A 24704-nucleotide genomic window follows, 5' to 3' on the forward strand; every position below is an offset into this window, starting at 1 on the left:
GGGGTTGCCGGCGACGACGGTGGTCTTCACGCAGGGGCCTTTCCACATACATTCGGGATATCCCGGCGCGGTGCGCTGCCGGGAGGTTCTGGTCGGACCGCGCTCACCATGTGCACAGCTCTATCACCGCGTAGGTGGTGGCGACGTCCGGCCACCGGACCTCGGCGAACAGCCGCCGCAGTAGACCTTGCCTCTCGCACTCCGATTCGCGTGCGGCCGCCGAAGGGCGACCTGTGGGGAGGTCGTCGTGCCCGGGCGTCATGCGCACCGCCTCGTCAGCAGTTCCGTGATGTGAACGGCCGGGTGCGGGTCGAAGCGGTATCCGCTGCCGCGGACCGTGGAGATGATGCTGCCGAACTGCTGCAATTTGGTCCTGATCCGGGAGACGTGGACATCGACGTTCCGGCCGCGACTGTCCACCTCCCGCACCCCGGTGCCGAGGTCGCGCAGGACGGCCCGGGACACCACGGTCCTCGGGTTGCGGACGAGATAGGCGAGGATCTCGAACTCGCTGTGGCTGAGCAGCACTCGCCGGCCGTCGAGCAGGACGTCGCGGGCGGGAAGGTCGATGATCAACGGGATGGGGGTCGGGCTGAGCACTGTATGGGTGCTCACGCCCGGAACCAGATCGTGGGCGGCCTCGCGAAGGGCGTCGGCGAGCGCCGCCAGGTCACGCGAGGAGTGTGTTCCGATGTCGGGCAGCCGCAGGACGAGAACGAGTTCGGCACCGGCGGCGGTGACTACGTCATTGCGAGTGGCGAGGATTTCCATGTGAGGCTCCGGTCGAGGAGGGGATCCGACGAGCTGACGGGCGATGCGGTGCGGCGACAGCTCGGACACTCGTTCCGGAGACTCGGCAGGCGACTCATGATTCACTCCTCCAATGCGACGGGGCGGTGGTAGGCGCCCTCGTGGTAGAGCAACGGAATACTCTTGCCCTCCGCCGGATTCGGGTCCTCGTGCGCACGAACCACGACACCGACGACCAGAGTGCTGTCACCGAGCGGAATCAACCGGTCGACGACAACCCGGAGCCAGACCGGCGTGCCGTGCAGGACGGGTTCACCGGATTCGATTCGGGTCCAGAGTGACTCGTCGGAGAACCGCTCCGCCGCGCTGCGCGCGAAGCGCTGCGCGAGATGCTGCTGATGGTCGCCCAACAGGTGGATCACCAACGACTCGGCCGAGCGGACGGCGTCGATGCTCGACGACGTGTCGGTGATGTTGAACGAGACCAGCGGCGGATCGAGGGAGAGCGAAGCGAAGGACGTCGCAGTGAACCCGACCGGGCCGGAGCCGGATTCGAGAGTGACGATCGTGACCCCGGCGGGGTGCCGCCGAAGGGCCGAGCGGTATTCGTCGCCACGGACGCCCGGAGCGTGCTCCGATGCGGCGGTGGCGGAGTATTCGAGGGCATTCGACATCGACAGGGACATAGCCGTTCCTTGAAGGAGGTACATACCGAGACGGAGGGAGGAGTCGGGAAGACACGTACTCAGGTCAGGAGGCACAGAGACACGAGCGGGTGCGGCACAGGTCCACGTGCCTGCGGCTCCACGCTGTTTCGGTCATAGTGCTCGATCCTCACCTGTCTGCAGTCGATCGTGGCCGTCCCCGACGGTCTTCGTCGGGGCACAGCCGAGGCGGTGCCGGGGTTGCCGGCGCCCCTAGCTCGTCGGGAAACCCCTTTCGCGCAACGCGTCTCGAAGTCGGCGGCGCGATCCCAGGGTACCCGGATCCGTCAGTCGTGCCACGATTCGCCCGGTCCAGCTGCCCGGCAGGCCCTGTCCACGGTAGAAGTCCTCGGCGCGGGTGTCGTACCGGACGATACCCGCGTCCTGCGCCTCGAGTCGGTAACGGTCCCGGTGGCACACCACGTCGAATCCGAGGCGCGGCTTGACCTCGGCCCGCTCCGCGGGATCAGGGAAGCCGACCGAGAGGCCGACGACCGGGAAGACCCGCTGCGGCAGCTCCAGGACGTCGGCGACGCGCTCGGGCTCGTTGCGGATGCCACCGATGTACACGGTGCCCAGGCCGACCGATTCCGCCGCGACCACGGCATTCTGCGCGGCCAGGGCCGCGTCGACCACGCCGAGCAGGGTGCCCTCGGCGAAGTCCGCGTTGACGAGTTCTCGGCCGTGGACCGTAGCGATGCGCTCCGAGCGGGCGAAGTCTGCGAGCCAGACCAGGAAGAGCGGCGCGTGGCGGACCGCATCCTGATCGCCCGCAAGGGTGGCGAGCGCATCGATCCGCTCGCGGTCGGTGACGGCGACGACGGACCACAGCTGCAGATTGCTCGAGCTGGCCGCGGACGACGCGGCGGCGACGACGGCGCGCAGATGATCCTCGGGGACGGGACGGTCGAGGAACCGGCGCACCGACCGGTGCGCCAGCTGAGTCGCCAGCACCGCGTTCCAGGGACCGGTCGTGTCGGCAGCACCGAAGCGTCGCTCGAGAGCACCGCGTCGTTCGAGAGCACCGCGTCGTTCGAGAGCATCGGAGCGAGCGACCACCCGATCCGCGCCGGCGCCGGGGTTCGCTGTGAGTGGGTGAGACGTGGTCACGAGTGGAGCCCTTCTGGCCGGTTCCCGGCCGGTCGACGGATCGCTATCGGCTGCCCACCGGCGAATCGGCGGTGAACCCTCTGGCGCGCTCGGTGTCGGATTCGCTCCACAGCGTCGTCGGCGGTACCTCCGCGCGCACCAGCGGCACGACCTCCTCGGCGAATCGACGCAGGGTGTCCTTCTGGCGTTCGAAGTCGAGCACGTGGTTGACGGATACGGATTGGAGGACGTGGCCGAAGCACTCGTGGTAGTCGAGGATCTTCTCGGCCACGCGATCCGGCGAACCGACCAGGGCCGGACCCCGCTCGACCGCCTCCTCGATCGTGCGGAAGCTGGTGGTCTTGCCGACGGCGCCCGGATCATGTTTCCTCTTGTCGGCCTGGCGTACCGCACCTTCGTAGATGGGCCGGTACTCCTCGATCGCCTTCTCCGTGGTGTCCGCGAGGAACAACCCGCCCGAACCCGATCCGACGTAGGCCTTCGCCGGGTCGTGACCGTGTGCGGCGTAGTGCTCGCGGTATCGATCGATCAGGACCTTGTAGTTCTCCCGGGGCTGCAGGGCGTTGGCCGTCACGATCGGGTCTCCCCACTTCGCCGCCAGGTCCACTGCCCGCGCCGACGTGGCGGATCCGTGCCAGATGCGGAACGGCCCGTCGAACGGGCGGGGCAGCGTCGTGACATCGGCGAGTGCCGCTCGGTACTCACCCGACCAGTCGACGTGTTCCTCCCGCAGCAGCCGGCGCAGCAGTTCGTAGTTCTCGGTGAGGTAGTCGTACTGTTTGCCGATGTCGAGGCCGAACAGGGGGTACTGGAGCACCTCGTTGCCCTTGCCGATGACGATCTCGAGGCGGCCCCGGCTCAGCTGATCGACGGTGCACAGATCCTCGGCGACGCGCACGGGATCGAGCACCGACAGCACGGTCACACCCGTGGACAACAGGATCCGCTCGGTGGCCTGTGCGATGGCACCGAGGACGACGATCGGGCTGGACGAGAGCACGTCGCCGGCATGACGTTCGCCGACCGAGTAACTGTCGATGCCGAGCTGCTCGGCGAGCACGGCCATCTCGACGACGCGGTTCAGGCGCTCCGCGGGAGCGACGACGTCGCCGGTGACCGGATGCGGCGGGTTGAAGATGATGTCGAGGATCTGGAAGCGCACGAACTACAGAGTCTGCCGTCCCGGTGGGCGTCCGCGAAGGGTTGTCCTCGAGGTGATCGGAACCGTTGCGCCCGGCCGGACACGTCGCCGTCTCGGCATCGGCGTCACGGTAGCCGTGCACCGGGGTGCGGACCAGGATTGCGATCGTCGTGATCCGAAATCGGTGCAGGTCGGACCCGCCCGAAAGGGCGTGGGTTGTCCGAGACCCGTCCACTGGATAGCGTGACCGTCCGGCAGCACCGAGGGCGGATTCCCGCCACGAACGGGCCGCGCCCGCGGCCCATCGGAGGAAAGATGGTCGGCACCAGTCACGCGCAGGTCGTGATCGCACGCGTCGTGGGCACGCACGCCCCGGCGTGTTGTTGTCGCTGACAGCCGTCCCACCGGACGCACCCGCGTCTCCCGATACTGACATCTCCTCCGGCCGCCGGTGCCGCGTTGCCCGTTTCCCGGGCACCCGGCGCTCGACGTGGCCCGAAAGGACTCCCTGCGATGCCTCCCTCGACCACCCTGCCCGTCGTCGACCTCACAGGCCTCGACGGCGATGCCGCCACCCGGGCCGCCCTGCTCGACCGGCTGCGCCGGGTCACGCACGAGGTCGGCTTCTTCCACCTGGCCGGCCACGGCATCGACCCGGCCCTCGCCGACCGGCTGATCGCGGCGGCACGCGCGTTCTTCGCCCTGCCCGACCCCGTGAAGCTGGAGATCGAGAACTCCCACTCGCCTCATTTCCGCGGCTACACCCGCGTCGGGGGTGAACGAACCCAGGGATATGTGGACTGGCGCGAGCAACTCGACATCGGCCCCGAACGGGCTCCGGTGGCACAGTTCGACCCCCAGCGGCCCTGGGAGGTGCTGCACGGTCCGAACCTGTGGCCGAGCCGGGTGCCGCAGCTGCGGACGCTCGCGCTGCAGTGGATCGAGCAGGCCGGCGCGGTCGGCCGTCGACTCCTCCGGGCATGGTCCGAATCCCTCTCCGCACCAGCCGATTTCTTCGACGGCGCGTTCGCGGACCCCGATCCGCTGCTGAAGATCGTACGGTACCCGGGCCACGACCGATCGATCACCGGACAGGGTGTGGGCAGTCACAAGGACGTGGGAGTTCTCACGCTGCTCTATCCGGAACCCGGAAGCACCGGCTTCCAGGTGGAGATCGACGGCACCTGGGTCGACGTCGAACCCCTGCCCGGACACTTCGTCGTCAACATCGGCGAACTCCTCGAACTGGCCACCGGCGGCTACCTGAAGGCGACGACGCACCGGGTCCTTCCGCCGGCTCCCGGCACCGACCGGGTATCCCTGCCGTTCTTCCTCAATCCCGCACTGGATCAGGCGTTGCCGCATGTGCCGCTGCCCGGCGCACTCGCCGCCGAGGCCCGCGGGGTGGGTGCGGACGAGCACGGTGACGCCCTGCACGCCGTGTACGGGCTCAACGCGCTCAAGTCACGGCTGCGGGCACACCCCAACGTCACCGAGCGCCATCACGCCGACCTCTCGAACTCCCCCCTCCTCGCCGGCCGGCCCGGCGATCTCGACGAAAGCGAACACTCCGAATGACTCTGCGCCGCACCCTGTCCGTGGTCTCCGCCGTCGCCCTGGCCACCGGGCTGGCCGCCTGCTCCGCCTCCGGGACCGGTGAGGACACGCTCGTGATCTCCGCCTCCGCGACACCGCACGTCGAAATCCTGGAACACGTGCGGCAATCCGGTGCGCTCGGCGACGTCGTCCTCGACATCAAGCCCGTGACCGGCGAGGTGGACCCGAACGAGTTGCTCGAAGCCGGTGACGTCGACGCCAACTTCTTCCAGCACCACCCGTACCTCGCCGACTGGCAGCAGCAGAAGGGCGTGGACAACCTCGAGTCGGTCGCCGCCGTACACCTCGAACCGCTCGGCCTGTACTCGAACAAGATCGCCGCGGTCGCGGACCTGAAGAACGGCGACACGATCGCGCTGCCGAAGGACACGACCAATTTCGCGCGCGCGCTCTACCTCCTGGAGTCGGCGGGCCTGCTCGAACTCGACAAGCCGCTGTCCGAAGCGGACATCGCGACGGTCACTGCCGCGAACATCGTCTCGAATCCGAAGAACCTGAGGTTCGTCGAACTCGAACGCGCGCAGCTCGCGCGCACCGTCGACGATCCGGCGATCACGGCCTCGGTCGTCAACTCGAACTACGCGCTCGAAGCGGGGCTCAACCCTGCGGACGACAGCATCGTCCGAGAATCCGTCGACAACAACCCGTTCGAGAACATCCTCGTGGTGCGGTCGGAGGATGCGTCCGATCCCGCCGTCACCGCCCTCGCAGACGCCCTCGAGTCGCCCGAGGTCGCTGCCTGGATCGCCGAGAACTACGACGGCGCAGTCGTACCCGTCCACGAGGTCGGGGCGTGATCGTCGTCGACGGACTCACCAAGTCGTACCCTGCAACGGGTAGCACCGGCACGATCGACGCACTCCGCGGAATCGACCTGAAGATCGAGGAGGGAGAAGTCTTCGGCATCGTCGGCCCCAGTGGTTCCGGCAAGTCCACGCTGCTGCGATGCCTGAACCTGCTGGAACGCCCCACGAGCGGACGCATCCTCCTGCGCGGCGAGGACCTCTCGCACCTGTCCGAAGGCCGGCTGCGCGCGTCCCGCCGCCGCATCGGCACCGTCTTCCAGCAGTTCAACCTCCTGCACTCCCGCACCGTCCGCGCGAACGTCGAGTTTCCGCTCGAGGTCGCCGGCGTACGGAGGACGGAGCGCCGGGACCGGGCCGAGATGTTGCTCGAGCTCGTCGGGCTCACCGACAAGCGGGACGCCTTCCCTTCGCAGTTGTCCGGCGGGCAGCAGCAGCGCGTCGGCGTCGCCCGCGCACTCGCCGCGGAGCCCGACGTACTGCTGTGCGACGAGGCGACCAGTGCCCTCGACCCGATCACCACGGAGCAGGTGCTCGATCTGATCGCGGCCGTCAACCGGACCCTCGGCGTCACCATCGTCGTCGTCACCCACGAGCTGTCCGTGGTGCGCCGGATCTGCACGTCCGCGGCTCTGCTGGACGGGGGCCGCATCGTCGAATCCGGTCCCGTGGCCGATCTCGTAGCCGACCCCGGGTCCCGCCTCGGTGATGCGCTGCTGCCGGCGGGTGTCGGCGAGCAGAACGGTGACGTGACCGCGCTCGTCACCGCCCGCGGATCCGCCGTCGCCACGCCGTGGCTGTCCCGGCTCTCCCGCGACGTCGGGGTCGACGTCGCGGTCGTCGGCGGCCGGGTCGACCGTGTCGCCGGTACCGACATCGGCAAGCTGCACGTGCGTTTCGACGGTGACGTGGATCGCGACGCGGTGGACCGATTCTTCGCCACCCTGCCCGACGTCACCGTCGCGTGGACGACCGGCGCCGTGGCGAGAGTAGGGGCATGAACAAACTCAGCTGGTACGACGCCCTGCCCGAGGTGTGGGCCGCCACGCTCGACACCCTCTACATGGTGGGCGTCGCCTTCCTCCTCACCGTCGTGGGCGGGGTGCTCGTGGGTGTTCTGCTGCACGTGACCGCGCCGGACGGGCTGCGCCCGATCCGACCGCTGTATCTCGTTTTGGGGGCCGTGGTCAACGTGTTCCGTTCACTGCCGTTCCTGGTCCTGCTGATCGCGCTGATCGGTGTGACCCGTCTGGTGGTCGGGACTGCGATCGGGCCGACCGCCGCGCTCGTCCCCTTGACGATCGGCGCGATCCCGTTCTTTGCCCGCATCGTCGAGAGCGCGCTGCGAGAGGTTCCGCGTGGGCGGGTGGACGCGGCCCGGGCCATGGGGGCCTCGAACCGGCAGATCGTCACCAAAGTACTTCTTTCCGAATCGCTTTCGTCTCTGATCTCGGGTTCCACCCTCACCGCGGTTCTGCTGGTCGGGTACTCCGCGATGGCCGGGGTCGTCGGCGGCGGCGGGCTCGGCGACTTCGCCATCGTCTACGGGTACCAGCGCTTCAACACCCCGGTCCTGATGGTCGCGGTGGTGGTGTTGATCGTGCTCGTGCAGGCGCTGCAGACCGCGGGAGACGTCGCGGTGCGGGCGCTCGCACACCGGCGATGAATTTCGCTTCGCGGCGGCGCGGCCGTGCCTACTGCAGCATCAGCTCATATCGAATCGATATGAGGTGATGCCGAAACACCGTCTATCCGCGACGCGCGCCACCCGCCAGGGTGGAGACCATGGCCACCTCTCTCCAGGCGCTCTCGGCTCCGGCCGCGGTACGCCTGCGCGCTCCGCTTCCGGGACTCGCCGTCTGTGCCGCGGCGGCAGCGGCGGCCCTCGTCGTCGCCCGGCTCGCCGGGGGCATCAGCCCCCTGCTGATCGCCATCGTCCTCGGCGCACTCCTGGCCAACACGACCTCGCTCCCGGCGTCCACCGAACCCGGCCTGGCCGTGGCCTCGCGCCGGTTGCTCCGGATCGGGGTCGCCCTCCTCGGTCTGCAACTCCTCGTCACCGACGTGCTCGCCCTCGGCTGGGGCGTGCTCGGCCTCGTCGTGGCCGTGGTGGTCGGCGGCATCGCCGGAACGATGGCACTGGGCAGGATCCTCGGGCTCGACTGGACCCAGCGCCTGCTCGTCGCCTGCGGCTTCTCGATCTGCGGCGCCGCCGCCGTCGCCGCGGTGGACGGGGTCGTCGACGCCCGCAAGCAGCACGTGGTCACCGCCGTCGCACTGGTGGTCGTCTTCGGCACCGCCATGATCCCCGGCCTGCCGCTCGCGGCCTCCGCGCTGGGACTCGACACCACCCAGGCCGGCATGTGGGCCGGCGCCGCGATCCACGAGGTGGCGCAGGTCGTCGCCGCGGGGGAAGCCGTGGACGCCGGCAACGCCGGGGCGCTGGGCGCGAGTGCCCTTGCGGTGGCCGTGACCGTGAAGCTCGCCCGGGTCGCGATGCTCGCGCCCGTGGTCGCCTGGATCGGCGCGGTGTCCCGCCGCCGCAGCCGCGAGCAGACCGAAATGCGGCGGCCCCCGCTGGTGCCGCTGTTCCTGCTCGGCTTCCTCGGCTGCGTGGCCCTGCGCGCCACCGGCCTGCTCCCCGACCCGGCTCTGGACGTCGCCCGGCTCGCGCAGACGGCGCTGCTCACCGCCGCCATGTTCGCGCTCGGCACCGCCGTACGCATCGACGTCCTGCGGGGCGTGGGCTGGCGGCCCTTCGCGCTCGCCGCCGCATCCACGGTGTGGGTCTCGGCGATCGCCCTCACGGGAATCCTGCTGCTGGGATAGCGGATACGCTCCGCAGCCGCGCGCCGATCGGACACGGACAACGGTCGTGCCGCACGCGGATGACCGGACGGTTCGCCGCTGGACGCGGTGGCCCGGAGCGACGGCCCGGCCGAAACGGATTTCGTCGGAAGCACTTCGGGCACCGGCGGCCCGCTGTTACCGTCGGAGGGATGACAGCGCCGGCGAAGGTGGGCTCCCCGATCCGCGTCGCGATCGCCGCGACCCTGTCCGTCGCGTTGCTCGGCGCCTGCACGTCGTCCGGTGACGACCCGGCGGTCACCGCGGAGTGCATCTCGGTTCCCAACGGCACCCCCCTGTCCGCCGCGCCGCCGGCACCGCCCACAGGTGAGCGGGACCTGGCCACCAACCCCGAGGTCGCCACCGGCTACCGGGACGACATGACGGCCGTGACGACCGCGACGTACGCGGTGTCCACTGCCAACCCGGTCTCGACGGAGGCGGCATGCAAGGTGCTGCGCGACGGCGGCACCGTCGCCGACGCACTGGTCGTCGCGCAGACGGTGCTCGGACTCGTCGAGCCCCAGTCGTCGGGGATCGGCGGCGGCGCCTTCCTGCTCTACTACGACGCGGAGACCGGGCAGGTGCAGGCGTACGACGGCCGCGAGACGGCACCGATGTCGGCCACCGAGAACTACCTGCGCTGGATCAGCGACACCGACCGCACCGAACCCCGGCCCGACGCCCGTGCCAGCGGCCGCTCGATCGGGGTGCCCGGGGTGGTGCGCCTGCTCGAGGAGGTGCACCGCGACCACGGGAGCACCGAGTGGGCCCGGTTGTTCGACCCGGCCGTCGCCCTCGCCGAAGACGGGGTGGTGATCAGCGACCGGATGGCCGCGGCGATCGCCGACGCCGCGCCCGACCTCGCCGTCGACGACGAGGCACGGGCGTACTTCCTGAACCCCGACGGCACACCCAAGACCGCGGGCACCGTCCTGGTCAACCCGGCCATGGCGAAGACGCTCGGCGCCATCGCGTCCGACGGAGCCGACGCGTTCTACACCGGAGCGCTCGCCCAGGACATCGTCGACGCCACCGCCACCGCCACGGGGGGCCGCACCCCCGGGACGATGACCGTCGACGACCTCGCCGGCTACGAGGTGAAGACGCGCACCCCCGTGTGCACGCCCTACCGGGAGCACGAGATCTGCGGCATGCCGAACCCGTCCTCGGGAGGCATCGCCGTCGCGGCGACGATGGGCATTCTCGAGAACTTCGACGTGTCCGCGCTGGGACCGACCGAGGTCGACGAGAACGGGGGCGAGCCGACCGCCGACGCCGTGCATCTGATCTCCGAGGCCGAGCGGCTCGCGTACGCGGACCGCGACAAGTACGTGGCGGACTCGGACTTCGTTCCCCTGCCCGGCAACTCGCCGCAGACCCTGCTCGACGACAACTACCTGCGCGCACGGGCCGATCTCATCGACCCGGGCCGGAGCATGGGCACGGCACAGCCCGGCGACTTCGGGCCGGTGCCCCTGGGGGTTCCGGCGCAGGACCGCGAACACGGCACCAGTCACATCTCCATCGCGGACGAATACGGCAACGTGGCCTCGATGACCACGACGATCGAATCGGCGTTCGGCTCGTTCCACATGGTCGACGGCTTCCTGTTGAACAACCAGCTGACGGATTTCGCCGCCGAACCCGTGGACGAGGCCGGGGTCCCGGTAGCCAACCGCGTCGAACCGGGCAAGCGGCCGCGCAGTTCGATGGCACCGACCCTCGTGTTCGACCGCAACCCCGACGGCACCCGCGGCGACGTGCGCATCGTCGTCGGCTCGCCGGGTGGTTCAGTCATCATCCAGTTCGTGGTCAAGACCCTCGTCGGCATGCTCGACTGGGGTCTGGATCCCCAGCAGGCGGTGTCGGCGGTCGCCTTCGGCGCGGCCAACACGCCCGTCACCGGGGTCGGCGGTGAGCATCCGGCGATCGACGGCAGCGACGACGGGGCCCGCGATCCGCTGGTCGCCGAGTTGCGCGCACGAGGTCATCAGGTGGCGGTGCTTCCCCAGTCCAGTGGGCTCAGCGCGCTGCGGCGGGACGAGACCGGGTGGATCGGCGGCGCGGACCCCCGTCGAGAGGGCGCCGTGATGGGCGACACCACCGGATAACGATCCGGGGCGAAGGTCCGGGCGCCGAGTCACGACTGAATAACCACACGGGGTTTCGCCGATCTACGGGAATAAGATCGACAACCATCGATCGCCGTCACGGCGGGTGGGAACGGATGGATCGGGGTACCGGGATGCGGATCGCGGACGTGCTGCGGAACAAGGGGCCGGTCGTGGCCACGGTGGATCCGGACCTCTCGGTCGAAGACATGATCGGCGAACTGGCCCGCAACAATGTGGGCGCCCTCGTCGTGATGGAGGGCGGCGCCGTGATCGGCATCGTCTCCGAACGCGACGTCGTGCGCCGGCTCCACCAGCACGGTCCCGCCCTGCTCGACGCCCGGGTCCGGGACATCATGAGCACGACGGTGTCCACCTGCCTGCCCACCGATACGGTGGACAGCCTCGCCGAGACCATGACCGAACGCCGGATCCGGCATCTGCCCGTCGTGGTGGACGGCCGCATGGTGGGGATCGTCAGCATCGGCGACGTCGTGAAGAGCCGGATCGACGAACTGCAGTGCGAACGCGACCAACTCGAGTCGTACATCGAGCACGGCTGAACCCGGGCACCAGATTTCAGCACCAGATTTCAGCGCCAGATTTCAGGGGGATTCTCCGGGTGATCCCGGATTCGCTCCAGCGTGCTCCGGGCGACAGTGGACCACATGGCGAAGCGTCCGGGGCAGCGGTGGCGGCAGGCGACGGTGTGGCTGCACGTGGTCACATCCGTGGGATGGATGAGCCAGGCCCTCGCGCTGCTCGTCCTGCTGACACTGAGCCGCACCGCGGTGGATCCCGCGGTGCGGGTGGCCGGAACGACGATGGCGCAGCACCTCGACAGCACGCTGCTCGCCCCGCTGGCCAACGCGTCGGCGTTCACGGGCTTCCTGCTCGCGGCGGCGACGCCGTGGGGCTTCCTGCGCTACTGGTGGGTCGCGATCAAGTTCGTCCTCACCGTGGTCCAGGTGAACCTCGGAATCTTCCTGCTGTCGGCGGGCCTGAACAGTTCGGTGGCCGCCGCCCGCGACGACGCGTCCGGACCGGCGGGGCCGATGATCGCGGGCACCGCGCTGATGGTCGGCGCGCTCGCCTTCCAGGCGTGGCTGTCGGTCGCGAAACCCTGGGCCCGCACCCCCTGGACGACCGGGAAGGCGAAACTGCCCGCCGCGCCGCCGTGGGTCTTCATGATGGCGACGGGCGCAGTGGCCGCCGATCTGACCGTCGCGGTGCTGCTGGGTCACCCGCTGCCCGCCTTCTCCGCGGTGGCCCTGGTCGTCGCGTCGACGACCAGGGCCAGGACGATCCGCGAGGCGAGCCTTCGACCCGCCTACGGCTGAGGCACCGCCGTGGTCGTCGCGGTGGTGGTGGCCGCCGGCGTCGTGGTCTCGGGGGCGCTCGACTCCGTCGTCGTGGACTCGACCGGCGGCAGCGGCTCGACGGCCGGAGCCGGGGACTGCACCGCGGGCGACGGGACCGGGGACGGCGTGGTCGTCGTCGGAGCGGGGGCCGCCGCCGGGGCGGGAACCGGGGCCTGGACGGGCGCCGGCGACGCTGCCGTCGTGGTGGTCGCGGCCGGGGTCCGCGAGGTGGTCGTCGGGGCGGACGTGGTTGCCTCGGCGGCGGTCTTCTCCGCGTCCTCGTCCGCCGTCGGCGGGATCGGCGCCGGATCGATCGGCTTCGACGAGACGACGAGCTTCGGGGCGGTCGACTCGGCCTCGGCCTTGTCGAGCTCGCCGCTCTCGGCCTGCTTCGCCAGGTGCGTCAGCCAGGCTGCCGCGTACTGCGCCGAGGTCAGGGGCTTGCCGTTCTCGGGGTCGGAGTCGCGCCAGTAGTCGAAGTGGTGCCCGGTATCGGGACCGAGGGTCTGCTGGTAGGGATCGCTCAGCGCCACCTCGAGGGTGTTCTCGTTGTCGGCGAGGAACCCGATGACCTCGTTGCGGAGCTTCGCCGGCAGATAGGCCAGGTCGATCAGCTCACCGGAGGTGATCTCGTCGTCCGTGCCGTCCGAGGCGACATCGCGGACGGCCGGCTCGTAGGACGGATCCGACACCTTGATGAGCACGTCGAGGAACGTCTCGTCGCTCTGCATCCAGTTCTCCTGCGACTGGATGTCGGCGAACGCGGCCATGGCGATCCGCCCGAGGACCGTGGCGACGTCCAGCGCGGTCTGCGGCGTGAGGCCCTCGCGCTCGAGCGCGTCGACGTTCAACTGCCGGCCCACGTTCACCGCGAGCTGCAGCAGGGCGATGTTCTCCGGGGCAGAACACGTGAGGTCGCCCTCCGAGCAGAACGACGCCACCTTGCCGTCCAGCGCCCCGAAGCTGCCCGAGGTGCCCGGCAGCGAACCGCTGCCCGACGCGCTGTTGCGGCCCGACTGGTAGGCGAGGTCGAACCCGTCCGGGTTGCGGAACTCGTCCTCCGCGCCGGGGAACGGTCCCTCGCCCGCCTCACGACCGGCGTCGGCCAGGATGACCACACCCACGACCGAATCCGGATCGACGATCTCGTACGACCCGTCCTCGGCGACCTCCTGGTTACCGATCTCCATCGCCACCCGGCGCGCCACATCGGCGCCCTCGCTGTACCCGACGACGGCGAACTTCGTGTCCGGGCATGCCTCGCGGATCGCCTGCATCACGGTCTGGGCGTTGTCCACGCCGGTCTCGACGGCGTCGTCGTACGACGACATGTTCGCCGGGTACTCGACGTACACCGCGGAGTAGGAGCCCTCCGGGACGTCGTCGCGCGGCGCGTTGACGACCTCGTCGACCCAGGGGCTGCTGAAGTCGGTGGACGATGCGGCGGGCAGAGGGTTCCCGTCGGCGTCGAGGAGCATCGCATGCGTTCCGGGGCGGGGGCTGTCGTTGCGCCCGCCGACCGCGATGCTCACCATGTCGTGGCACTCGGTGACCGACGCGGTCAGCGTCGTCGGGGTCGTCGACGGCGCCGACGGTTCCGAGACCGCCACCGCTATCACCGCCGCCGCGCCCAGCGCCACGGGAGCCACCGCAGCCGCGGCAATCCGCTTGTTTCGCACCGCCCAATCGAGTGCCATGGTCCCACCCCATCCGATCTCGGTCCGTGCCGACGACCCCGGTTGCGGTGTCGACGCGTCGGACGGAACGTCGCTCGGGGACTCGGTCGTGTTACATGTCCGTATCGCGGGAGGGGCCGCGATACGCGGCCGAGGCTTCTGTCCCCCGCGTCGTTCCGCTCGGGCAGCACCGTCGTCCGGGGGCGGTCCCCCTGTCCTGCGGCAACAGCCTGTGCATCCATGTGGGCGCGAGTAGGCTGCCGGTCATGGCCGAACTGTCCGCCGAGGTGCGGGCTCTGCTCGGGGCGCGGAACATGGCACACGTCGCGACGCTCATGCCCGACGGCTCACCGCATGTCTCTCCCGTGTGGATTGCGGTCGAGGGTGATCGCTTGGCGATCTTCTCCGCTCGCGAGAACCGGAAGGTCGCCAATCTACGCCGTGACGGGCGCGTCGCCGTGTCGGTCTGCGACGAGCACAACCCGTATCGGTCGGTCGTCGTCCGCGGCCGGGTCGTCGAGGAACTCCAGGGCGACGAAGCGGTCGAGATCATGGACCGGATGAGCAACCGCTACGTCGGCACCGACTTCCCGATGCGCTCGGCGATCGTCTCGCTCATCGAACCCGAGCGAGTTCACCTGCAGGACCTCCCGTTCCACCACCCCTCCGGCACCGGAACCTGAGCCGCGACCTCCGAGGCCGTCCGGGTGCGACCGTCGACCGCGATCCGGGGATGCCCTGCACGACCGCAGCGCAATCCGATTCGGCGCGAGGATTCGGTTGCGCGCGCGGCGCAGGCTCCGCTCGGTCCCGTCGTTCCGGGGATCGCCTTTCACTCTCGCGGCCCACACCGAGCGCGTCTGATCCATCTCGGGACCGCCGACACAACGGTCGTTTTCACTGAGTGAAATAGCTTCTGCCTGATCGATTTTCCCGATCGGCCCTGTCCCACAGCGGAGTTGACGTACGGCAGTGCACGCAGTCACAATCCGAACGATCACTCGGTTACGAACAGGTGTGCACTATGCGAACAAGCTCCGACGGGGTCGCCACCGAGGCGCCCCGACACACGACCCGCTCCGCGCGACTCGTCATCGCGCTGTGCTGGGTCGCGGTACTCCTCGACGGCTTCGACCTCGTCGTTCTCGGCGCCGTGAACCCGGCGCTGCTGGACTACCCGGACTGGAACGTCGATGCCGGCGGCCTCACGGTCATCTCGACCGCCGGCCTGGTCGGCATGACACTCGGAGCCCTGGCCATCGGCACACTGACCGACGTCCTCGGCCGGCGACGCACCCTCATCTTCTCCGTCACCGCCTTCTCGGTGCTGACCCTCGCATGCGCGTTCGCGACATCACCGGAGATGCTCGGCGTCCTGCGCTTCCTCGCGGGCCTCGGCCTCGGCGGCGCACTGCCCACCGCGCTGGCCATCGTCGCCGAATTCGCGCCCGGGAAAAAGGGATCCGCGTCGACCACCGTCATGACCGGCTACCACGTCGGCGCCGTGGCGACGGCCCTGCTCGCCCTCGTCCTGCTGGAGAGTTCCGGGTGGCGTTCGATGTTCGTCGCGGGCACACTGCCGGCGTTCGTTCTCGTCCCCCTGATGTTCCGCTACCTGCCCGAGTCGCCCGCGTACCTCTCCGCCCGAGGCCGGCACGACGAAGCCGCACGCATCGCTGCCGACTACGGACTTCCGTCCACCGACGTCGTGCCACCGGACCCCGGCCACACCCCGGACGCGAAGCCGGCGTCGCCGGTGCGGGCCCTGTTCTCGCCGCAGTTGCTGCGCACCAGCGTGTCCATCTGGGTCACCTCCTTCATGGGGCTGCTCCTGGTGTACGGCCTCAACACCTGGCTGCCGACGATCATGCGCGAAGCCGGATACGACCTCGGTGCGTCGCTGTCGCTGCTGCTCGTGCTCAACGCCGGTGCCGTCGCGGGCCTGCTCGTCGCCGGCCGCGTCGCCGACCGGATCGGCGCACGCACCGCGGGCCTCGTGTGGTTCACCCTCGCCGCGCTGTTCCTCGCCACGCTCAGCATCAACCTCGCCTACGGCGTCTACGTGCTGGTGTTCCTTGCCGGCTGCTTCGTCTTCAGTTCCCAGGTGCTCGTCTACGCCTTCACCAGCGCGGCCTACCCGGCCGAGGCACGCGCCACGGCGCTCGGCTGGTCCGCCGGCGTGGGCCGCATCGGCGCCATCTGCGGTCCGATCCTCGGCGGTGCGCTCCTGCAGGCCGGCGTCGCCTACCCCTGGGGCTTCTACGCCTTCGCCGCCGTCGGCGTACTCGGCGCCGTCGCACTGTCGACGAGCCGGCCGGTGCGGTAGCGCTCGGAACTTGCCCACCGAATCGGAACTTGCCGCGTGAATTGCGTGGGCAAGTTCCGAATCGGTGCGCGAATCCCGTCGGACGCCGTCCGGGCTGTGAGGCGAACCCTCAGCCCCGCGCCATGTCCACGAAGCGCGACAGGTGCAGCTGGTGCGCGACGGTGATCGTGGCCGTCGGACCGTTGCGGTGCTTGCCGAGGATCAGATCCGCCTCACCGCCGCGCGGGTCGTCACGTTCGAACGCGTCTGGCCGGTGCAGCAGAATCACCATGTCGGCATCCTGCTCGAGACTGTTGTGCACCGAGATGCCATCGGCAACAAAGTTGTGCGTGCCCGGGACGGTCCCGTCGTACACGTCCTGCTCACCGAGGCTGACGATGGATACGATCTCGTCCCAGTACACATTGTTGGTGGCGAGCATGTCGATGTCGGCGGTGTCGAGGACGCCTGCCACCTGAGCCAGACTCGACCGTGAACCCCCAACGGACCGCGAAGCCGCGGCCGCGACGAGCTCGCTGGGAGCGAGTTCCTCGACAGCGAGGAGCCGGCCCAGCGCCGCCTCGACGTCGGGTGTCACGGTGTCGGCGTCGTGACGTACGAGCTTCGGGCCGAGCTGCGCGAGCACCCACTGTGCCGCGGTGCCGTGGGCGCCCACGTCGTGCAGGAAGACGGCCTGATTCTCCGGGCCGGTGACGACGACATCCCAACCTGTTTCGGCCGCAGCGATCCGAGCGAAGACGCCGATTCGCAGGAGCAGACGGGCCAAGTCGTCGGCGAGGCACCGGGCTGCGCACGGATACCGGACATCGGCCCGCCCTCGGGCTCCGTCCCACGCGACGATTCCGTTGCCCTCCCACACGTGGCACACGAGCGCGGCGACCTGTTCCTTCGGCAGCGCGAACGCCTGGGACGGAACAGAACTTTCGACGACGGCGCGCTCGGCCAGCGCGACGACGTCGTCCTCGGAGACGGCGTGCGTGGCGAGAGGAGCAGGAACGGCGCGGGGCGCCGCGACCCGCTCGCCGACCGTGAGCTCGCCGAGGGGAATCCACCCGTCGACGGTGAGGAAGGGATGGTTCGCGGTGGCCTCCACCTGACGACCGGAGTCGAGCGTCAGCCGGAACACCTCCTTGCGTCCGCTCGGGAACACCTTGGTCATCGAGCGCGCAACCATGCGCATGCGCTCGTCCAGCGACCAGACGACGGGCTGTTCCCCACTGACCAGCAACTCGCCGAGGGTGACCTCGCAGCCGTTGTCCGCGCGCAGGACGCGGGTGCTCGCGGTGAGGCAACCCGACTCACGCAGGTCGGAGACCATGGGCTTCTTGTCGGTGCGCTGCTCGGGACCGCGGTTGAGCTGACAGATCGCGACCACCGGGACCTCGAGCTCCTTCGCGAGAAGCTTGAGGCTACGGGAGAATTCGGAGACCTCCTGCTGGCGGGACTCGACCTTCTTACCGGAGGTCATCAGCTGCAGGTAGTCGACGACGACCAGCCGGATGTCGTGTTTCTGCTTGAGGCGCCGCGCTTTTGCGCGAATCTCCATCATCGTCAGGTTGGGGGAGTCGTCGATGAACAGGGGCGCTTCGCTGATCTCGCTCATCCGCCGGGCGAGGCGCGTCCAGTCGTCGTCGGTCATGCGGCCCGAACGCATGTCACCGAGCTTGATCTTCGCCTCGGCGGAGAGCAGCCGCATGACGATCTCGGTCTTGCCCATCTCGAGGGAGAACATGACGGAAGCCATGCCGTGCTTGACCGAGCAGGACCGCAGGAAGTCCATGCCGAGCGTGGAGTTGTGGGTGGGCACCATCGACCGCCCGGCGAGATACAGGTGCTCACCGTCGACCTCGACGCACCGCACCGGTACGGACTCGACGGGACGGACGGCGACGATGCGCCGCTGCCGCGGCACCGTCGTACGGGTCTGCTTGTGCGCCTTGGCCTTGCTGGGGAGGACGAACACGTCGTCGTCGGTGGCGAATCGCACCGCCGACCCGGCGGCGGCGCAGGTGTAGCCGAGGCCGGCCAGCAGCTCGGCGACGTCGTCCCGCAGGCGGGCGCAGTCCGACTCGAATCGCACGGTGCCGTCGTCCTCGACGTGGCCGCCGGCGTCGAGCAGACCGGCGAGCAGTTCACGCCGCTGCTGTTCCGACGCCCGCTGGTAGGCGCCGGGGATGTGCGCGCCGAGCGTCATGAGTTCCTCGGCGAATCCGCCCTCGCCCTGCACCCGCATGTGCACGTGGGGATCGGCCGACGGGCCACCGAGCCAGGCGCCGAGAGTGAACGGGGCGACGGGCAGATCGGCGACGGGCAGGCGCAGCGGAGCGACGTTGCCGACGATGTGGCCGGTGGAGAGTGAGGCCGCGAGCTCCCCGGTGGTGCGTACCCGCGACGGGCCGCCGTCGGAGGTGAGCCACTGATGCTGCTCGTCGGCGACGAGGACCGTGCCGTCGGAGAACTCCACCTCGAAGCAGGGGCGGCCGTGCAGCACCTCGGTGGCGGCCAGCACCCGGGTGGGGCGACCGTGGGCGTCGAGAAGTTCGTCGCCGACGGCGACCTCGCCCATGGTCGTCCAGCCGCCGGGGGTGGGCAGTGCAGTGTCGAGGGACAGCGCCTTTCCGACACCCGGGCGGGCGGCGACGATGATCATCTGCCCGGCGTGGAGACCGTTGGTGATCTCGTCGAGTTCGGCGAACCCGGTGGGCACACCCAGGGAGATGCCGCCGCGGCTGGCGATCGAGTCGATCTCGTCCATGGTGGGCTGCAGCAGCTCTTCGAGCGGGACGAAGTCCTCGGACGTGCGGCGCTCCGAGACCTCGAAGATCTCGGCCTGGGCGCGGTCGACGACCTCGGCGACGTCCTGCCCATCGGAGCCGGCGTACCCGTACTGGACGATGCGGGTGCCGGCCTCGACGAGGCGGCGCAGGATGGCCTTCTCGGCGACGATCTCGGCGTAGTAGCTGGCGTTCGCGGCGGTAGGCACGGTCTGGGTCAGCGTCACCAGGTAGGCGGCGCCGCCGATGCGGCGGAGCTCTCCGCGCCGGTCGAGTTCCGCGGACACCGTGACGGGGTCGGCCGGCTCACCGCGACTGTAGAGATCGAGGATCGAGTCGTACACCGCCTGGTGGGCGGGACGGTAGAAGTCGCCGGGCCGCAGCACCTCGAGCACGTCGGCGATGGCGTCCTTGCTGAGCAGCATGCCCCCGAGCACCGACTGCTCGGCGACCATGTCCTGCGGGGGCTGGCGGCCGAAGTCGCCCGCCGGCTCCTCCGGCGGTCCCGGGTACTCGGAATGGCCCCGATCGTCCACTACAGCCACGCGACGCCGTCCTTCCCCGTCTCGGCACCTTCGCGGGGGACAGGCCCTGTCCACCCGCGCTCGTCACCACTTCTACCCGGCCCCACCGACACGTCCTCCGGACGCGCGCGCTCGACGTTAGGCACTGGGAACGCCCCGTCCAAATCCGCCTGTGCACACATCTGTGGATGAATTGTGGAAACAGGAGGACGACCTTGTGCACCCCTTGGGGACAACCTGGGGACAACGCATCTCACACTTTGCATCGCTGCTGTTCAGACGGCACAAATCGTGTTTCACACGTGTGGAGAACAACCCGCTCGGCGTGTCGTGCCGGATGTGTTTCCGGGCGTGTTACGCGGTTCCGGCACCCCGCCGCTATGCGGCAGGTCACAAACCTACCGGTACCCCCGTCGGGTTATCCACAGGCTTGTGGACAGACGACGAAGAGCCCTGCACCAGGGGCGCAGGGCTCTTCGAGGACCGGAATCAGGCGGCCACGACGTTCAGATCGAACTTCGCGGTCACATCCGGGTGCAGCTTCACGATCACCGTGTGCTTGCCGGTCGACTTGATGTGCGCCTTGGGCAGCTCGATGATGCGCTTGTCGACGACGGGGCCACCGGCGGCCTTGACGGCACCGGCAACGTCGGCGGCGGTGACCGAGCCGAACAGCTTGCCCGAGTCGCCGGCGGTCTTCACGGCCAGGGTGACGTTCTCGAGGCCCTCGATCGCGGCCTTGAGCTCCTTGGCGTGATCGAGGCCGCGCACCGCACGAGCCTCCTGGGCCCGGCGGATGCCCTCGACCTGCTTCTGGGCACCACGGGTGGCGACGATCGCCAGGCCGCGGGGCAGCAGGTAGTTGCGGCCGTAGCCGTCCTTGACCTCGACGGTGTCGCCAGGCGCACCGAGGTTGTCCACGTCGGCAGTGAGAATGAGCTTCATCGTGTGTCCCTCCCTTTCCTTAGCGAGCCGTCGAGACGTAAGGAAGCAGGGCCACCTCACGCGAGTTCTTCACAGCGATGGCAACGTCGCGCTGGTGCTGCACGCAGTTGCCCGTGACACGACGGGCGCGGATCTTGCCGCGGTCGCTGACGTACTTGCGCAGCAACGTCGTGTCCTTGTAGTCGATCTGCACGTTCTTTTCCTTGCAGAAGGTGCAGACCTTCTTCTTCAAAACCTTTTCGCGCGCGGGCGCCTTAGGCATGGTCTTTCTCCGTACTTTCCGAATGTTCCGATCGAAGGTCGGATCAGAACGGGGGCTCGTCGTCCCCGCCGAAGGAGCCCGCCGCCGGCGCGCTGCCCCACGGGTCGTCCCCGCCGGTGCTCGCGCCGGCACGGGCCCCGCCCGATCCTCCGGAGGAACCGCCGAAGCCGCCCCCGCCACCGCCCCCGCCACGGCTGGCCTTGTTGACCTTGGCCGTCGCGTAGCGGAGCGAGGGGCCGATCTCGTCGACCTCGAGCTCCACGACAGTGCGCTTCTCGCCTTCACGCGTCTCGTAGCTGCGCTGCTTGAGCCGGCCCTGCACGATCACGCGCGAGCCACGGGTCAAGCTCTCGGCCACGTTCTCCGCTGCCTCACGCCAGATGTTGCAGCGCAGGAACAGCGCCTCGCCGTCTTTCCACTCGTTGGACTGACGGTCGAAGATGCGGGGCGTGGACGCGACGGTGAAGTTCGCGACCGCGGCCCCCGCCGGGGTGAAACGCAGCTCGGGATCAGCCGTCAGATTGCCGATGACGGTGATGACGGTGTCGCCTGCCATGTGGTTCCTCCTGCTGTGTGTGGAGTCCTGATGCGCCCGAGCCTACGGCCGGACGCCGACAGACTCACTTGCCGTGGCGCAGAACCTTGGTGCGGAGCACCGACTCGTTCAGGCCGAGCTGGCGATCCAGCTCCGCGACAGTGGCGGGCGTAGCGCTGATGTCGATCACCGCGTAGATGCCTTCGCTGTGCTTGGCGATCTCGTACGCGAGACGACGCTTACCCCACACGTCGACCTTGTCGATCTTGCCGCCGTCCTGGCGAACAACGTTGAGGAACGTATCCAGCGACGGGGCGACAGTGCGCTCGTCCAGGCTGGGGTCGAGAATGACCATCAGTTCGTAATGACGCATAAGACCTCATCACCTCCTATGGACTATGGGCGGTCACGGACGGTCCGTGACAGGAGGGTCGTTGCGTCAGCAACCCATGCAGGCTACACGACGCGCCCTTGACCAGCGAAATTGGCCTAGGGTGAAGAACATGCGCACGAGTTCCCGGACGCCCGCGCTCGTCGCCGTCGTGACGTGCGCGCTCGCCATGTGGCTCGGCTACCTGAACAAGGCCCGCTGCGCCGGGCCGCCGTTCGACCCGCAGGGCCGCAGCGTGCGGTTCGACGCGGTCAAGGACGCCACGGTCTGCTACTCCGACATCCAGCAGTTGTGGATCGGACGCGGCATCAACCTGCACCTGTTCCCGTTCCTCGACGGCGGGATCACCCGCGACGGCGTGCTCACCGGCGGCACCGTCGAGTACCCGGTACTGAGCGGCATCCTGATGTGGGTGGGGGCCCTGCGCGCCGACACCGACGCCGAGTTCCTCCTGCACTCCGCGCTGCTGCTGGCCCCGTTCGGCCTGCTCGTCGCGTGGCTCCTCGGCCGGCTGGCCGGATGGGCCGCGCTGCTCTGGTCGGTGACGCCGCCGCTGGTGCTGTACGGCTTCCACAACTGGGACCTGCCCGTCGTCGCGACCACCGTCGGGGCCGTGGCCGTGCTCGGGGTGCGACGGTGGTCCCTGCGCACCCGCGCGGTGGCCGCGGCCGTCCTGCTCGCGGTCGGGTTCTGCCTCAAGGTGTATCCCGGCATCTTCGTGCTGCCGCTGATCGCGTACGTCCTGACCGGCGGGGACGAACCGCGACCCCGGCGCGACGTGCGGGGCGCGGTGACGGTGGGCGCCGCAGCGGCGGTAACGGTGATCGCCGTGAACCTGCCGTTCGCGCTGCTCGGCTATCCGGGATGGCGCGCATCGTTCGAGTTCCAGGGCAACCGCGCGGCCGACGCCACGAGCAACTCGATCTGGTACTGGGGGCTGCGGCCGCTGGTCGGCGGCTATCAGGACACCGAGGTCACGGCCGAGTACAACGACATCGTCGCCGTCGTCTCGCCGTTGTCGATCTGCGCCGCCTTCGCGCTGGCGCTGTGGCTGGGGTGGCGGCGGTACCGCCGCGACGGCAGCTACCCGTGGGTCGCGGTCGGCGCCGCGATGCTGTGTGGATTCCTGCTGCTGCACAAGGTCCATTCACCGCAGTACACCCTGTGGCTGTTGCCGTTCCTGGTGCTGCTGCGGGTGCGCTGGCCGCTGATCGCCTCGTACCTCACCGTGGACCTCGCCATCGGGATCGGGGTGTTCCTGTGGTTCGACGCGACCATGACCCACAGCGACACCACGATCCCGCTGCTGCTCACCCTGGTCGGGGTGTGGGGGCGGGCCGCGCTGCTCGTCGTGCTGTTCTTCGTGTTCGCCGGCGCACCCCTGCGCCGATCCGGCCAGCCCCCACCCGACGAGGAGCAACCCCGGATGCCGGCTATGAGCGGAGAAAATCGGTGAACACGTCCCGGGCCGGGCGGCCGGCGCGGTCGTGGTGAGTGCGGCAGCACCGCGGCTGGTCTACCCTTCCGCGCGGGGGGAACCGGAACAGGCCGGGATCCCGACGGGGTGATCGAGGACGAAGATGAGTGACTATCCGCAGTACCCGCCGAACAATCCGGGCGGGTATCCCCCGCCGGGCGGCTACGGGTACTACCCGGGGCCGCAGTTCGGGCCGCCACCCGACAACAACCTGGTGTGGGGCATTCTCACGACGATCCTGTGCTGCCTGCCGCTCGGCGTCGTTTCGATCATCAAGGCGAGCCAGGTCAATTCCCTCTGGGCGCAGGGCCAGTTCGATGCCGCGCGCCGATCGGCCGACGACGCGAAGAAGTGGGCGATCTGGTCGGTGGTGGCGAGCGTCGCGGTATGGGCGGTGGTCGTCGTCTTCTACATCGTCGTCCTCGCCGCGGCGGTCTCGTCGTCGGGTTACTGAGGGACCCGGCCGTGCAGACGCTCACCGCCCGGCTCGCCGCTCCCGTCGGGGTGGCGGCCGTGTCGGTGTGCGTGTGCGCGGCCGTCGCGTGGGCGGATCCGACGACGCCGGGTGGCCCGATTCCGCCGTGCCCGACCCGCGCCCTGTTCGGTATCTGGTGCCCCGGGTGCGGATCGTCGCGGATGCTGTATTCGCTGCTGCACCTCGATGTTCCGGCCGCGCTGCGCTACAACGCCCTCGGCGTGGCCGCGGTGCTGCTGCTGGGGTGGTCGTTCGTCGTGTGGACGGCCGCCCGGGTCCGTGGACACCGGATCGTCCAGTGGTACCAGTGGCGGTGGGCGCCGCAGATCGTGCTGTGGGCGGTGCTGGGCTGGTTCGTCGTCCGCAACCTCCCCGTCGCGCCCTTCGACGCGCTGCGCGTGTAGACGACGCTCGTCGCGGACGAGCACTCGCGCGCGAAAATGCTTCCCGCGCAGGTTTTTACGCGCGCGGGCAGCACCCGTCGCGCGCGGCTCCGGCCGGGCTACGGTGCGGCGCTCGAGGCGGGTGTCCGCCGCTCGGCCGATTCGGGAGGTGATGTCCGCCGGGCGCCGGGCCGCACTCCCTCCGGAATCCACCGCGGGGGAGCGTCGGGGGCGTGGTCGAGCACACCACCGACGGGGTCGTCGACGAAGCCGTAGCGCACGAGATCCTCGGCCGGACGGAGAATCTGCCGGACGACGAGCGCGCACAGCGCCACGACCGCGAGGTCGCGCAGCAGCACGGTCGTCGTGAACCACTGCTCGGGCAGGCCCTTGTTCTCGGCGCCGAGATAGAAGTACATGCGCGGCACCCAGACGAGGGCGTCGATCGTCATCCACGCGAGCAGGATCCGCCGGTGCGGCAGGGGGCGC

Annotated in this window: 24 protein-coding genes and 1 pseudogene; 13 read left to right on the plus strand and 12 right to left on the minus strand. The window is 69.5% G+C overall.

Annotation, left to right across the window (positions count from 1 at the left end; translation table 11 throughout):
- Positions 1 to 258: 258 nt before the first annotated feature.
- The 5 genes from OEY_RS0123660 to OEY_RS0123675 form a co-directional block, all read right to left on the minus strand.
- The gene (locus OEY_RS0123660) at positions 259 to 771 is read right to left on the minus strand and encodes a winged helix-turn-helix domain-containing protein (RefSeq protein ID WP_010596234.1); all 513 of its coding nucleotides are present in this window, start codon (positions 769 to 771) and stop codon (positions 259 to 261) included.
- A 101-nt stretch (positions 772 to 872) separates the two neighbouring features.
- The gene (locus OEY_RS0123665; RefSeq protein WP_010596235.1) at positions 873 to 1436 is read right to left on the minus strand and encodes a flavin reductase family protein; all 564 of its coding nucleotides are present in this window, start codon (positions 1434 to 1436) and stop codon (positions 873 to 875) included.
- Positions 1437 to 1500: 64 nt separating this feature from the next.
- Entirely contained in the window at positions 1501 to 1572 is a 72-nt protein-coding gene (locus OEY_RS31540) for a putative leader peptide (protein WP_353852504.1), read from the minus strand.
- 95 nt (positions 1573 to 1667) lie between these two features.
- Positions 1668 to 2513 (minus strand): NADPH-dependent oxidoreductase, encoded by an 846-nt coding sequence (locus tag OEY_RS0123670; protein WP_010596236.1) that lies wholly within the window; start codon positions 2511 to 2513, stop codon positions 1668 to 1670.
- Positions 2514 to 2607: 94 nt separating this feature from the next.
- Positions 2608 to 3726 carry an LLM class flavin-dependent oxidoreductase gene (locus OEY_RS0123675; protein ID WP_010596237.1) on the minus strand — a complete coding sequence of 373 codons (1119 nt, stop codon included), beginning with the start codon at positions 3724 to 3726 and terminating at the stop codon, positions 2608 to 2610.
- 492 nt (positions 3727 to 4218) lie between these two features.
- On the opposite strand from OEY_RS0123675, the gene OEY_RS0123680 reads away from it, so the two are divergent.
- The 8 genes from OEY_RS0123680 (at position 4219) to OEY_RS0123715 (ending at position 12426) form a co-directional block, all read left to right on the plus strand.
- Complete coding sequence (locus OEY_RS0123680; RefSeq protein ID WP_010596238.1) at positions 4219 to 5283, plus strand: isopenicillin N synthase family dioxygenase; 1065 nt, start codon at positions 4219 to 4221, stop codon at positions 5281 to 5283.
- Positions 5280 to 6119: a MetQ/NlpA family ABC transporter substrate-binding protein gene (locus tag OEY_RS0123685; RefSeq protein ID WP_010596239.1), complete on the plus strand. Its 840-nt coding sequence runs from the start codon at positions 5280 to 5282 to the stop codon at positions 6117 to 6119. The genes OEY_RS0123680 and OEY_RS0123685 overlap by 4 nt, the downstream gene beginning before the upstream one ends.
- Positions 6116 to 7126 (plus strand): methionine ABC transporter ATP-binding protein, encoded by a 1011-nt coding sequence (locus OEY_RS0123690; protein ID WP_010596240.1) that lies wholly within the window; start codon positions 6116 to 6118, stop codon positions 7124 to 7126. Before OEY_RS0123685 ends, OEY_RS0123690 begins: the two co-directional genes overlap by 4 nt.
- Positions 7123 to 7791, plus strand: coding sequence for a methionine ABC transporter permease (locus OEY_RS0123695; protein WP_010596241.1), 669 nt, complete (start codon positions 7123 to 7125; stop codon positions 7789 to 7791). Before OEY_RS0123690 ends, OEY_RS0123695 begins: the two co-directional genes overlap by 4 nt.
- Before the next feature lie 119 nt (positions 7792 to 7910).
- Positions 7911 to 8954: a YeiH family protein gene (locus OEY_RS0123700; protein ID WP_010596242.1), complete on the plus strand. Its 1044-nt coding sequence runs from the start codon at positions 7911 to 7913 to the stop codon at positions 8952 to 8954.
- 170 nt (positions 8955 to 9124) lie between these two features.
- Positions 9125 to 11086: a gamma-glutamyltransferase gene (ggt, locus tag OEY_RS0123705; RefSeq protein ID WP_010596243.1), complete on the plus strand. Its 1962-nt coding sequence runs from the start codon at positions 9125 to 9127 to the stop codon at positions 11084 to 11086.
- A 134-nt stretch (positions 11087 to 11220) separates the two neighbouring features.
- Positions 11221 to 11649 (plus strand): CBS domain-containing protein, encoded by a 429-nt coding sequence (locus tag OEY_RS0123710; protein WP_010596244.1) that lies wholly within the window; start codon positions 11221 to 11223, stop codon positions 11647 to 11649.
- Between the two features lie 105 nt (positions 11650 to 11754).
- Positions 11755 to 12426 (plus strand): hypothetical protein, encoded by a 672-nt coding sequence (locus tag OEY_RS0123715; RefSeq protein WP_010596245.1) that lies wholly within the window; start codon positions 11755 to 11757, stop codon positions 12424 to 12426.
- On the opposite strand, the gene OEY_RS0123720 is transcribed toward OEY_RS0123715, so the two are convergent.
- Positions 12417 to 14144, minus strand: coding sequence for a cutinase family protein (locus OEY_RS0123720; RefSeq protein ID WP_010596246.1), 1728 nt, complete (start codon positions 14142 to 14144; stop codon positions 12417 to 12419). The genes OEY_RS0123715 and OEY_RS0123720 overlap by 10 nt on opposite strands.
- A gap of 245 nt (positions 14145 to 14389) precedes the next feature.
- Here OEY_RS0123720 and OEY_RS0123725 point away from each other — a divergent pair, with 245 nt between their 5' ends.
- Entirely contained in the window at positions 14390 to 14806 is a 417-nt protein-coding gene (locus OEY_RS0123725) for a TIGR03618 family F420-dependent PPOX class oxidoreductase (protein ID WP_010596247.1), read from the plus strand.
- Positions 14807 to 15147: 341 nt separating this feature from the next.
- Entirely contained in the window at positions 15148 to 16449 is a 1302-nt protein-coding gene (locus OEY_RS0123730) for an MFS transporter (RefSeq protein WP_010596248.1), read from the plus strand.
- Between the two features lie 109 nt (positions 16450 to 16558).
- Here OEY_RS0123730 and dnaB read toward each other — a convergent pair whose 3' ends face one another.
- The 5 genes from dnaB to rpsF all read right to left on the minus strand — a co-directional run bounded on the left by dnaB (position 16559) and on the right by rpsF (position 21862).
- Positions 16559 to 19768 (minus strand): replicative DNA helicase, encoded by a 3210-nt coding sequence (dnaB, locus tag OEY_RS0123735; protein ID WP_202800293.1) that lies wholly within the window; start codon positions 19766 to 19768, stop codon positions 16559 to 16561.
- Between the two features lie 468 nt (positions 19769 to 20236).
- Positions 20237 to 20692 (minus strand): 50S ribosomal protein L9, encoded by a 456-nt coding sequence (gene rplI, locus OEY_RS0123740; RefSeq protein ID WP_003938622.1) that lies wholly within the window; start codon positions 20690 to 20692, stop codon positions 20237 to 20239.
- A gap of 19 nt (positions 20693 to 20711) precedes the next feature.
- A complete protein-coding gene (gene rpsR, locus OEY_RS0123745; RefSeq protein ID WP_003938621.1) occupies positions 20712 to 20954 on the minus strand; it encodes a 30S ribosomal protein S18 in 243 nt (80 codons plus the stop codon).
- A gap of 43 nt (positions 20955 to 20997) precedes the next feature.
- Positions 20998 to 21510 (minus strand): single-stranded DNA-binding protein, encoded by a 513-nt coding sequence (locus tag OEY_RS0123750; RefSeq protein WP_010596250.1) that lies wholly within the window; start codon positions 21508 to 21510, stop codon positions 20998 to 21000.
- A 64-nt stretch (positions 21511 to 21574) separates the two neighbouring features.
- Positions 21575 to 21862: a 30S ribosomal protein S6 gene (gene rpsF, locus OEY_RS0123755; protein ID WP_003938619.1), complete on the minus strand. Its 288-nt coding sequence runs from the start codon at positions 21860 to 21862 to the stop codon at positions 21575 to 21577.
- 130 nt (positions 21863 to 21992) lie between these two features.
- Between rpsF and OEY_RS0123760 the strand changes: the two genes are divergently transcribed.
- The 3 genes from OEY_RS0123760 (at position 21993) to OEY_RS0123770 (ending at position 24236) form a co-directional block, all read left to right on the plus strand.
- Positions 21993 to 23336, plus strand: coding sequence for a glycosyltransferase 87 family protein (locus OEY_RS0123760; RefSeq protein ID WP_040273033.1), 1344 nt, complete (start codon positions 21993 to 21995; stop codon positions 23334 to 23336).
- Between the two features lie 124 nt (positions 23337 to 23460).
- Positions 23461 to 23811, plus strand: coding sequence for a CD225/dispanin family protein (locus OEY_RS0123765; RefSeq protein ID WP_010596252.1), 351 nt, complete (start codon positions 23461 to 23463; stop codon positions 23809 to 23811).
- A gap of 11 nt (positions 23812 to 23822) precedes the next feature.
- Complete coding sequence (locus tag OEY_RS0123770) at positions 23823 to 24236, plus strand: DUF2752 domain-containing protein (RefSeq protein ID WP_010596253.1); 414 nt, start codon at positions 23823 to 23825, stop codon at positions 24234 to 24236.
- Between the two features lie 98 nt (positions 24237 to 24334).
- On the opposite strand, the pseudogene OEY_RS29025 reads toward OEY_RS0123770, so the two are convergent.
- A pseudogene (locus OEY_RS29025) lies at positions 24335 to 24704 on the minus strand (hypothetical protein); the annotation flags it as partial.

Origin of the sequence: Rhodococcus sp. P14, from assembly GCF_000256505.1 — a bacterium.
Lineage (GTDB): Bacteria > Actinomycetota > Actinomycetes > Mycobacteriales > Mycobacteriaceae > Rhodococcus > Rhodococcus ruber.